The following is an 8,770-nucleotide window of genomic DNA, read 5'->3' as shown; positions in this document are numbered from 1 at the left end:
ATTCGCAGCTTCACATTCCTTGAGGATGGGAGACTTCTTTCGGAAAACCATTAAAAAGGGAATCATGTTCGAGGAGGAATACAATGAAAAGGAATCTATTTATTGTAAGCAGTATATTATGTATCGCCATATTTCTAATTGGCTGCGGATCGACTGATGGAACGAATACAGAAGAAGCGAAAGACGGTAATAAAGTTGAAACCGCAGAAGACAAAAATACACAAGATTTTCCAGTAACGATTGAACATGATGGGGAAGAAATAACAATCAATGAAAAACCGGAAAATATCTTACCATTATCGCTTGACGTAACGGAAATTTTACTGGAACTTGTCGATCCAAGCAGAGTTGTCGCTATCTCTAGTTCTGTTGAAGATGAACATTTGTCAACACATACCGAAAAGGCCGAGGAAATTCCTAATCGGGTTTCTACGGCGGCATATATTGATCCAGAAGAAGTCCTCGCCTATGAAACAGATTTACTTTTACTAACGAAAATGCATGGGCAGGAAGAAGATGCGAGCAGTATTTTAAGTGAAATTGACCTACCGATTATTACTTTTGAAACGATGGGTACACTTGCCCAATTCATGGAAAATATCGAAGTAATCGGTCAAGCAGTTGGAGAAACGGAAAAAGCAGCCGAATTGATTGAACAGATGGAAAATGATATCACAGCAATTCAAGGTAAAATTCCAGAAGATCAAGATGCACCATCTGTCTTAGTTCTTTCGGAAGTCGGAGCAGGAACCGGACCATTCATGATGGGACCTGGAAACATTTCCTATGATTTAATCCAATTAGCTGGAGCAACACCTGCAGTGGATCAAATCGGCTTGGAAGGCTCTACTCCCGCTTCCATTGAACAAGTGATGAAGATGGATCCGGATTATATTTTCCTGCTTGACTTCTTTGGTAATGGGGAAGAAGATTTCACCGAATTAAGTGAGAATCCCGGCTGGGGTAGTCTGCAAGCAATTGAAAACGACCGAGTCAAATTGCTTGATGTAAAATATTTAATGAACCCAAACGTGGAAGTAATTAAAGGACTTGAGATTATGGTTGATTGGATATATGGATTGGAGTGATTCAATGAATATTCTTGTTTTATTTAGTTATGGAAGTCTCACGTCGATTGATGATGTTGCTGGATTTTACAATGATATTTATCATGGAACAGCTACAGAGGAAAATATCGCTGCAGGGGTCAAGACATATGAGGCACACGGCATGGCTGACCCTTTAGGAGCGAATACAGCACGCGTCGGCCGAGCATTGGTAAAGAAATTAACGAAAGAATCTGGTGAAAAATGGATTGTCTATGTAGCCAACCACCATACAGAACCATCGATTCAAACCGTTGCTGAGGAATGTATTAAGCTAAACCCGAAGCGAATCGCTACATTCAGTCTCACACCATTTGATTCGCTTACGGGCAGTAATGCATATGAAAAGCGATTCACCAAAATATTTCGGGAAGAAAATGACCAAACGAAAATCGTCCATGTAGCAACCTACTGTGATCATGACCAATTTGTCGAAGTTTTAGCTGACCGTGCGAAAACCGCTTACGAATGGCTGCCAGAAGCGGAACGAAAGCAAGCGGAAATCGTGTTCACGGTCCACAGCAAGCCCGGCGTTCCGAAAGCACATCAAACGATGATTATGCAATACGAAACATTGGCTAAGAAGGTTGCCGATTCTCTTCCTGTTAAAGACTACCATCTAGCTTATCGGAGCGGTAAACCTCTTCCCCAGCGCTGGTTAGGGCCGGATGTGCTTGATGTAGTTGATGAGCTGCATGCAAAAAACGTCCCAGCCGTTATCTTTATTGAAGCACTGTCCGTTATAGAAAATATTGAAGCGATCCAGGAGATTACAACGGATGCGATCAATAAGGCGAAGGGGCTTGGCATGAGCGCCGTGCAAAGTGAATACTTAAATGACAGTGCGGATTTTGTTGATGCGTTATGTGATCATCTCTCCGTAGAGTTGCAGATGGAAACTGGGGCCGCTACCATTAAATAATCCGTACAAAAATAAAAAGCCTTTCTCCCCATTGGGATAGGCTTTTTATTTACTTATAGCTTCTCTTCGCTATAATCTTTTCTAGCAATCGTCCATCCAGTAAACCCAAACAGCAGGTTTATCAATGGAACAAGATAAATAAAGAATGCATATGGTATGTATTCCCAAGCACTTACTCCTAGAATTCCCGAGGCAAACACTGCGGTCACACTCCAAGGCACAAGGTTTATGCCAACCGTAGCCATTGATTCAACTGTTCTAGATAAGTTTTTCGTATCAATATTCATTTCTTTATATTTCTGCACAAAGGTTCTTCCCGGCAATATAATAGATAAATATTGCTCCCCACTTGCTAACACAACAACAGAAGTGGTTAATAAGGTAGATGCGATTAAAGATCCGGTTGTCTTTACCTTCTCCAACAGTTTTCTTGTTAAGACTTTAAATGATCCCGTTTCTTCTAGAATACCACCAAAAGCTGTGGCAACAATTAAGATACCGACTGTCTCCAGCATGGAGGTAAACCCGCCGCGATTTAATAGGGAATCTACAGCTTCAACACCCGTCTCGATTGCAAAGCCAGTTGACATTGCTTGAACGGTTGACGCAATAGAACTTCCTTGTACAACGACAGCAATAGCAGCACCCAATAAACCAACACTCATTAATGCCGGTAGTGCCGGCACCCGCCTGATCATTAAAAAAATAGTAAAGACTGGAAGCAGTAATAATAATGGATGAATGACAAACCAATCATTTAACGTTTCCATGAACATATCAATCAAAGCTGAATCCAATTTAATATCCGTCACTTCAGATTTCCCGATCATCCAAAATAATCCAAGTGCTAGCAAGAATGCAGGAATCGTATCCCATAACATATGTTTAACATGACTAAATAAATCTGTTTCAACCATCGCCGCAGCAATATTTGTTGTGTCAGACAATGGGGAGAGTTTATCTCCAAAAAACGCTCCAGAAACAATAGCTCCAGAAACAAGTGCCGGAGAAAATCCTAATGCATCACCAATTCCCATAAAAGCTATCCCTACTGTTGCGATAGCGGTAAAGGATGTTCCAAGTGTAATGGACACAATCCCCGTTACAAGGCTAGTGATTGGAACAAACCAGGCCGGATTAATCAGCATCATGCCATAGTAAATCATCGTAGGAATCGCCCCACTAGCTATCCAGGATCCTATAATCATACCGATCGTTAATAAAATAAACAATGCTGGCAAAACCCTGCTTACACCGTTTGCCATCATCTTTTGAACTTCATTCCACTCCCACCCAGAACGAACAGCCATGATGGAAGCTAATATCACCCCAACGATTAACGGAAAACTCATGCCAGCATCCCAAATGAAAATAGAACTTGCTCCTGCAATGATTAAACCGATTATTGGAATGAGTGATTTTGTAAAGGTTATGCTCTTCTTCATCCTATCCTCCGTTATTTTCTAAAAATCTATTTACATGCTTAGAATATAACAGTCCTTAAAATCACTAAACAAAGGCGCAAGCGCCCGTTTAGCAACGTACAAACTGGAGCACTCCGGAATGAGATAAAGGAAACACGGCGAACGTAGAGAGCCGATGTTGACTTATCGATTGGAGGAGTGTGAAGTTTGGGACTGCGCACTGCTCGTCCCACCAAAAGATCTGCTAGTTGCTGGGCGCTGGAGCCGGACGCGGCTAGCCCTGGATACCTAAGTTATTACAGCATTTTATTTTATAATTTCTTATATTACTAAAACACTTTAGTGAATTAATGCGTTTATTCAATGATGTATTGATGTTCTTAAATGATAAGCAATTTACGGTAATTAGTCAACCAATCTTTCATTATATGCGTATTAACCGCATATAGAGAAAGTGAATATAAATTATTACGTAATAAAGCAAATAATCCAAACTTCTGTTAAAACGAAAGGAAGAAAGGAGGATTCTAATATGCCTAATCATAAAAAACAAAAAATTACGATTGACCGAACAAAGGAAACACGCTCCAGGGAAATTGCAGACATGATTAATGAAGGTGGACTCGGTTCGGAGCAATATTATGTCATCCTTAAGCAACAGAACGACCGGGAACATCAAAAAATTGACAATACAGATCACTGAGCATAAAAATCATTTAATTTTATGCAGAGCTTCACTAATTAACCATTCATCATTAATTACAAACTCAGCAATGTCTACAATAGAATACTCAGCAAAAACACTCTATACTTCCCAAGACAGAATTTTACTGCCCATCTTAAGGGACAATGAATTCTGTCTCTGTTTTTTGCTCCCTTCAGGAAACATGTTCAGCCATTTGTTCTATCACCCGTTGATCAATTTGATCCAGTCAAAAATTTGAACTAATTAGATTACCTACACACTTTATTTCAGATATATAAATAATTGAGCATGTTCTTCCAAATGAAATATTCAAGAAGATTCCTCCATAAATAGGGAGTTTCAACGTGACTTCAGTCATAAGAGGTTCAAATTAGTCAGCTCCACTCCTCCATATCTACCATCACATCTTGTACGCATTTCTATATATTGCAAGTCTTTATTTAATGTTATATACTACAATTGAACACTGGTTAATTAAAGGAGACACGATCATGGCAGCTAGAAAAGCAGTGGAAAAGGAATTAACGCGTGAGATGATTATGGATGCTGCGAGAGATTTGTTTGCTGAAAAAGATTATCAACAAGTTTCCATGCGACAGATTGCAACGAAATTGAATTATAGTCATGGAGCAATTTATTATCATTTTAAAAACAAAGCCGAGTTATTTTATGCATTGGTAAAGGATCATTTTCTCATGCTTAACCAGAGAATTGAAGAGATTGTGGATGGAGAAGCGTCTAATGAGGAGAAGCTGCGGAAGCTTTATCTCGGGTATATTGAGTTTGGATTAACGCATCAAAATCATTATGAGATTATGTTTATGATCAAGAATGATGAAGTAAGAAACTTTATGAGTGAAAGTCCGATGCTGACATATCAAAATTTCGCAAGGCAAGTTAGTAAGTTAAGCGAGAAGGAAATGTCCATCCAGGAGATTTGGTCGATCTTTATTTCTTTACACGGCTTTGTATCTCATTATTTAGGACATGTGACAACATTTGATGATGTGAAAAGAGCCGCCGAATTTCATGCTAACATGTTGCTTAGGTGGACTTCAGCTTAAGCACATCTCTTTTTTTACATAGAATTGACCAGTGGTTAATTAATTACAGGAGGAGAAATAATGAAAAAAGCATTAGTATTAGGAGCAACAGGTGGTATGGGTTATTCAATTGTTAAGGAGCTTGCTCAACGGGGAGTGAAAGTGGTTGCCTTCGCACGTACAGAAGAAAAGCTGAAAAAGATGTTTGGAGCAGAACCGAACGTGATTATTCAACCTGGTGATGCATTTCAGCTAAAACAATTAGAAAGTGCTGCAAATGGTATTGATATTATTTTTCAGGCCATCAATCTTCCCTATGCGGATTGGAAGCAAAACTTAATCCCTTTGAATGAAAAAGTGATTCGTACTGCTAGGAACTTTTCAGCGAGGATTGCGGTGGTGGATAACATATATGCTTACGGTAGAAGTAATGGTAAAAAAATATCGGAAACGACTCCAAAAAGTCCAAATACAAGAAAGGGCAAGTTGCGCTTAGAAATGGAAAACCTATACAAACAATCGGGCGTTCCGTATGTTATTGCACATTTTCCAGACTTTTATGGACCATATGCCGAAAACGGACAACTAAACTATTTGCTTAGGGATATTACAGTGAATAAGAAAGCCAGATTTATAGGCAAACAGGGGGTATTAAGAGAACATATTTATACACCAGATGGAGCAAGGGCTATTGTTGAGCTTGCATTGCGTGAGGAAGCTTATGGAGAATGCTGGAATATCCCTGCATATGATGTGATTTCCGGAGAAGAAATTATTCAAATTGCTCGTGAAATGACTGGATATAAGAAACAAGTAGGTATCGTTACTAGAAATATGCTTCGTTTCCTCGGCTTATTTGATAAGCAAATGCGAGAATTTGCGGAGATGCAATATTTAGCTGAGGAACCAGTCGTATTAGATGGAAGAAAATATGAAGAACGTATTGGTCCGGTACCACGAACAGCTTATGTTGAAGGTTTGAGAAAGACGATTGATTCTTATCGAAAGTAGAACATAGAAACTACAGGCACCTTATTCGTTAGTTACAATCTTACATGTCTTATTCTTTGTAGGTGTCAAGTCAAATAATCCTTATCTGAAAATAGATGGGGATTATTTGACTTGACACTCGTTATGTTAGTCACCGCAGCCCTGCTTATGCGCTCTTCTTATTTCCTCCAATTGCATTCAAGCGCTTGTTGTTTGTCGCAATAATGTAAATCGCAATCGTCCAAATAACTAGCGCAATGATTGAACCGATATTAAAAATTCCTTTTTCCGCGGTCCATATAATGGAATAGCCGATAGATCCTGCTAAAAGCGAATAATAGAAAAACGGCAGAAGCGTTTTACGTATGACATGCCCTTCTTTTCCTACAAGTCCAACAACAGCTGATGCCGCTACAACATTATGCACACAAATCATGTTACCTGCTGCACCACCAACCGCCTGCAGAGCAACTATCCAGGAAGGGTCAGCACCAATCCGTTCGCCGACCCCGAATTGGAAGTAGGAAAACATCATATTACTTACCGTATTACTTCCAGCTACAAATGCTCCGATCCCTCCAATAAATGTTGCAAAAATCGGATACATGAAACCTGCAAGATTTGCCACGCCTTCCGCTAAAGCTATCGGCATTTCCGGATATCCCGCTGCTCCTCCTGCCGTATTGATAAATACTTGCACCATCGGAACCGTAAACACAAGGGCTGTACTGGCAGCAATGATTGTTTTACCGGATGCCTTCCACGCCCTTCCAAAATCGCTTGGTTTCATTCCGTGTATAAAGTAGGTAATGACGGCAACAACGATAAAAATAAAACCTGGGGAAAATAAAATTTCCCAACTGGAACTAATATTAGTTCCAAAAATATTAGGTATTACGATCTCTACAGATTTAAGCCAGTCTCCAACTACTGTCAGTCTTGAAATGAGTAAAAAGGCAGCAATCAATACATACGGAGCCCATGCGCGCCACATGCTGATTTTACCTGCATAAATTTCACTGTTTTTCAGTTCAACCCGACCGGTCCAAGTTGGATCCCAGCGATCTTTTTTCTCAAAGTCCCAGGTATCTTCTTCTTTTGGTGTAAGGAAGCCTTTTTGGGCAGCAGGAATGACAATTGCGAGTCCAATAAATCCGCCAAGCAGCGCTGGAAATTCAGGGCCTAATAAATATGCAACGATAATATAGGGAATCGTCATTGCAAGTGCTGCAAATAAAGCAAACTTCCATACCTTCAGGCCCTCACTAAATGATTTGTTTTTCCCGAAAAATTTCGTTAAAATTCCAACTAAAAATAATGGTATCAACAACCCTGCAACAACATGAAGGGTGGCTACTTTTGCAGCAACATCAAAAACGAAACCGGAAACATCCGTTATTTGCGTAAGTGGTTCAACACCCGTACCAACCCCAACAATCATTGGTGTTCCAACAGCTCCGAATGATACTGGTGTACTTTGAATAACCATGCCTGCGACAACTGCAGCCATTGCCGGAAACCCAAGTCCAACCATTAATGGTACAACAACAGCTGCAGGTGTACCAAATCCTGCAGAACCTTCAATAAACGAGCCAAACAGCCAAGCAATGATAATGACCTGAATACGCCGGTCTGGGGAAATATCTGTAAAACCGCGGCGAATCGTGTGCAGACCTCCACTTTCCTGTAACGTGTTCAATAGTAAAATCGCACCAAAAATAATAAATAATAATGTGACAGCAACGATCAGACCGTGAACGGAAGCAGCTGCAACTTGCGGAAAGGCTACATCCCAGACAAATAGTGCCAGAAGTACTGCAACGATGTAGGATAGCGGCATTGCTTTACTCGCAGGCCACTTTAATCCTACTAAAAAGACTGCAACAACAATAATCGGAAGTAATGCCAGAATAGCTAATATTCCATCCCCCATTTTTTTCTCCTCCTTGGATTTCTTTTCTATTAAACAACAACTATATTACTTCTTAAGAGGTAATATTATTGCTTCATGATAATTGTGGGGTTTTCCTCCATTTTGTTATGTTGCCTCTTGCTGTACTGGATTTTGAAGTTCGCTAGTTCCATATATTTTACATATTATTTCAACCCTCTCTTTCAAGGCTGCGCACGAGGCGTATACTTGTTTAATCGGCATAACGGATAATAACACTCACCTTTGTAAGCGTTAACAAAAATGTCTTTTTCTTTTATAAAAATGCTCTAAATCGGAATATACTAGCGAATCTTCGTAAAGTGCCCTGAAAGTTATGTTATCTTCTTTTAATCGGATAAAGCTAATCGCTTTCGTACAACAGTCCCCGTTGCTCCCTCATTCGTATTAAATCGTTTTCTATTAACTTATTGAACAAAATGCATTTCTTTCTGGTCTCGCCTCGTTACTTCAACACAGCGTCCGGGCTGTGGGAATAGTTTACCTGGATTCAGCAAGTCTTTCGGATTAAATACATTACGGATATTTGTTTGCGCTGCTATCTCTTCATCCGTAAAAATAAAACGCATCTCGGCTGATTTTTCAATCCCGACCCCATGTTCACCCGTAATCGATCCACCGACATCTG

Annotated in this window: 8 protein-coding genes; 5 read left to right on the top strand and 3 right to left on the bottom strand. The window is 39.9% G+C overall.

Annotation, left to right across the window (positions count from 1 at the left end):
• Positions 1-83 precede the first annotated feature (83 nt).
• Positions 84-1,088, top strand: a complete 1,005-nt coding sequence (locus IEX94_RS17605; protein ID WP_188859300.1) for an ABC transporter substrate-binding protein — start codon at positions 84-86, stop codon at positions 1,086-1,088.
• 4 nt (positions 1,089-1,092) lie between these two features.
• Entirely contained in the window at positions 1,093-2,028 is a 936-nt protein-coding gene (locus IEX94_RS17600) for a ferrochelatase (RefSeq protein ID WP_188859298.1), read from the top strand.
• A gap of 53 nt (positions 2,029-2,081) precedes the next feature.
• On the opposite strand, the gene nhaC is transcribed toward IEX94_RS17600, so the two are convergent.
• Positions 2,082-3,473, bottom strand: coding sequence for a Na+/H+ antiporter NhaC (gene nhaC / locus IEX94_RS17595; protein ID WP_188859296.1), 1,392 nt, complete (start codon positions 3,471-3,473; stop codon positions 2,082-2,084).
• Positions 3,474-3,984: 511 nt separating this feature from the next.
• Here nhaC and IEX94_RS17590 point away from each other — a divergent pair.
• The 3 genes from IEX94_RS17590 (at position 3,985) to IEX94_RS17580 (ending at position 6,212) form a co-directional block, all read left to right on the top strand.
• Positions 3,985-4,155 carry a hypothetical protein gene (locus IEX94_RS17590; RefSeq protein WP_188859295.1) on the top strand — a complete coding sequence of 57 codons (171 nt, stop codon included), beginning with the start codon at positions 3,985-3,987 and terminating at the stop codon, positions 4,153-4,155.
• Positions 4,156-4,649: 494 nt separating this feature from the next.
• Entirely contained in the window at positions 4,650-5,222 is a 573-nt protein-coding gene (locus tag IEX94_RS17585) for a TetR/AcrR family transcriptional regulator (protein WP_188859293.1), read from the top strand.
• 60 nt (positions 5,223-5,282) lie between these two features.
• Positions 5,283-6,212 carry an SDR family NAD(P)-dependent oxidoreductase gene (locus IEX94_RS17580; RefSeq protein WP_188859292.1) on the top strand — a complete coding sequence of 310 codons (930 nt, stop codon included), beginning with the start codon at positions 5,283-5,285 and terminating at the stop codon, positions 6,210-6,212.
• 145 nt (positions 6,213-6,357) lie between these two features.
• Here IEX94_RS17580 and IEX94_RS17575 read toward each other — a convergent pair whose 3' ends face one another.
• Both IEX94_RS17575 and IEX94_RS19915 read right to left on the bottom strand, forming a co-directional pair.
• Entirely contained in the window at positions 6,358-8,124 is a 1,767-nt protein-coding gene (locus tag IEX94_RS17575; RefSeq protein WP_188859291.1) for an L-lactate permease, read from the bottom strand.
• Between the two features lie 425 nt (positions 8,125-8,549).
• On the bottom strand, positions 8,550-8,770 hold a 221-nt coding region (locus IEX94_RS19915; protein ID WP_308425624.1), incomplete at its 5' end, for an FAD-linked oxidase C-terminal domain-containing protein.

Origin of the sequence: Oceanobacillus indicireducens (assembly GCF_014647195.1) — a bacterium.
Classification (GTDB): domain Bacteria; phylum Bacillota; class Bacilli; order Bacillales; family Amphibacillaceae; genus Oceanobacillus; species Oceanobacillus indicireducens.
Note: the sequence above shows the minus strand (reverse complement) of the source record. Positions and strands in the feature narration are given on the sequence as shown.

Bases quoted from the DNA above. Each gene is read 5' to 3' on its own strand.
- IEX94_RS17590 (WP_188859295.1), top strand. From the start codon at position 3,985: ATGCCTAATCATAAAAAACAAAAAATTACGATTGACCGAACAAAGGAA.
- IEX94_RS17585 (WP_188859293.1), top strand. From the start codon at position 4,650: ATGGCAGCTAGAAAAGCAGTGGAAAAGGAATTAACGCGTGAGATGATT.
- IEX94_RS17575 (WP_188859291.1), bottom strand. From the start codon at position 8,124: ATGGGGGATGGAATATTAGCTATTCTGGCATTACTTCCGATTATTGTT.
- nhaC (WP_188859296.1), bottom strand. From the start codon at position 3,473: ATGAAGAAGAGCATAACCTTTACAAAATCACTCATTCCAATAATCGGT.
- IEX94_RS17580 (WP_188859292.1), top strand. From the start codon at position 5,283: ATGAAAAAAGCATTAGTATTAGGAGCAACAGGTGGTATGGGTTATTCA.
- IEX94_RS17600 (WP_188859298.1), top strand. From the start codon at position 1,093: ATGAATATTCTTGTTTTATTTAGTTATGGAAGTCTCACGTCGATTGAT.
- IEX94_RS17605 (WP_188859300.1), top strand. From the start codon at position 84: ATGAAAAGGAATCTATTTATTGTAAGCAGTATATTATGTATCGCCATA.